2 protein-coding genes are annotated in these 2,126 nt (G+C 47.2%); both read left to right on the forward strand.

Annotation, left to right across the window (positions count from 1 at the left end):
* Positions 1-487: 487 nt before the first annotated feature.
* A complete protein-coding gene (ltrA, locus tag FQZ95_RS20795) occupies positions 488-1,810 on the forward strand; it encodes a group II intron reverse transcriptase/maturase (protein WP_160530612.1) in 1,323 nt (440 codons plus the stop codon).
* 206 nt (positions 1,811-2,016) lie between these two features.
* A partial coding sequence (locus tag FQZ95_RS20800; protein ID WP_001432485.1) for an ISAs1 family transposase occupies positions 2,017-2,126 on the forward strand: 110 nt, incomplete at its 3' end.

A 2,126-nucleotide genomic window follows, 5' to 3' on the forward strand; every position in this document is an offset into this window, starting at 1 on the left:
GTGTGCCGTAGGCACAAAGATGCAAAACGGGACGTTTTGCATGTAATAAGCATAAGCTTGTGAAGAGATGGTGGCAGGCCCACCGGGATCTGCTGTCGGAAGTCGGTCCCAAACAACCCCGGCTGCTGTGGTAAAGAGCCATGGTAGTGAGCGCAGGGGGAACGATCAGACGAGATCTGATCCTATGTGAGATACAGTGAGATGAGTAAACCCGAACCTGTGTTGAAACGTCGTTAGTCCTAAGTGACATCAAAACCGGAGGTTTCGTGATACCGCCGGGATTAATTTACGGGTGAATTCCGAATGCTGCGTGAATGGTGTCCGGTGTATAGCAGGCATGACGCTGTATCAGGCTCTTTGCAGGAACTACGGGAACCGGTCGTCGCAATGTCAAGAGAGAAATACAAATAACCGAAATTATGAGTATGAGAGTATCGATGTGCGAAACCGGGGCAGAGCTGTTCGTAGTAGTGAGGAAGCGTTTGTAATGAACGTGGAGCGAAGGGACAGCGTCGGGCAGTCTGCATCACAGCCCAACTGTAGGCAGGAGGAGGCTGTGTGTGAACAGACAAAACCGTTTCAGGTCAGTAAATTGCATGTGGTGGAAGCGTACCGGCGGATAAAGGCGAATGCCGGAGCTGCCGGAGTGGATAACCAGACGCTGAAAGATTTTGAGCGGGATCTGAAAGGAAATCTGTACAAAATCTGGAACAGGTTATCGTCGGGAAGCTGGATGCCGCCGCCAGTGCGTGCGGTGGAAATTCCGAAGAAGGATGGCAGCAAAAGACTTTTAGGAATACCGACAGTAAGCGATCGAATAGCGCAGATGACGGTGCTGGTAACGTTTGAACCATTAGTGGAGCGTTATTTCCTGAATGATTCATACGGATACCGGCATGGAAAATCAGCGCTGGATGCAATAGCAGTCACCAGAAAACGTTGCTGGCAATACGACTGGTGTCTTGAGTTTGATATTAAAGGGTTATTCGATAATATCCCCCACGATTTATTACTCAGGGCAGTGGATAAACATTGCGTGGATAAATGGGTAAGACTGTCTATTCGCCGGTGGCTGACAGCGCCGGTGCAGATGCCGGATGGAACACTGAAGGAAAGAAATAAAGGTACGCCACAGGGTGGAGTCATCAGCCCGGTACTGGCGAATTTATTTCTGCACTATGTGTTTGATAAATGGCTGACGTTACATTATCCGGAAATTCCCTGGTGCCGTTATGCAGATGATGGATTAATTCATTGTGGCAGTAAACAACAGGCAGAGGAATTACTGAATAAGCTGGCAAAACGTTTTCAGGAATGTGGACTGGAATTACATCCGGAGAAAACGAAAGTAGTTTACTGCAAAGACAGCGAACGACAGGCGAACCATGAAACAGTGCAGTTTGATTTTCTGGGGTATACGTTCAGAGCGCGAAGAGCACGTAACCACCGGCGGGGAAACCTCTTTACGAGTTTCAGCCCGGCGGCGAGTAACCGTGCGCAGAAAGGCATGATTGGAAAACTCAGGAAACTGTGGATCAGACGCAGGGTGGAGATGAGTCTCGAAGATATTGCGAAGTGGCTGAATCCGATAATATCGGGGTGGCTGAATTATTACGCGAGATACCACAAATCAGCGATGAAGAAAGTATGCAGATATATTAATCTGACGCTGATTGCGTGGGCGAGAAAGAAATATAAAACCCTGCGGTATAGAAAGACGAAGGCGTGTCAGCTAATGGAAAGGCTGTCAAAAGAGAAGCCGGAGTTGTTTGCCCACTGGAAAGCAGGACCAGGAAGCGCGTTTGCCTGACGGGAGCCGTATGAAGCGAGAGTTTCACGTACGGTTCTGCGAGAGGCTGTCGGGGAGGTTCCGGTGGCCTACTCACTTAACGCTGCTTTTTTGTACTAAACAATTCGCATTTTATGTTTAAAAATTGAGATATTCCTCATTACCTGAAGCTGTTTTTTATTGCTTATACATGATCAAATACTCCTTACATAATTAAGGAGAACAAAATGGAACTTAAAAAATTGATGGAACATATTTCTATTATCCCCGATTACAGACAAGCCTGGAAAGTGGAACATAAATTATCGGATATTCTACTGTTGACTATTTGTGCCGT

The sequence above is a fragment of the Escherichia sp. HH41S genome, from assembly GCF_009820115.1.
Lineage (GTDB): Bacteria > Pseudomonadota > Gammaproteobacteria > Enterobacterales > Enterobacteriaceae > Escherichia > Escherichia coli_F.

What these genes read in the sequence shown, in the direction of transcription:
- ltrA (WP_160530612.1), top strand. Translation starts at nt 488, where the DNA reads ATGAACGTGGAGCGAAGGGACAGCGTCGGGCAGTCTGCATCACAGCCC.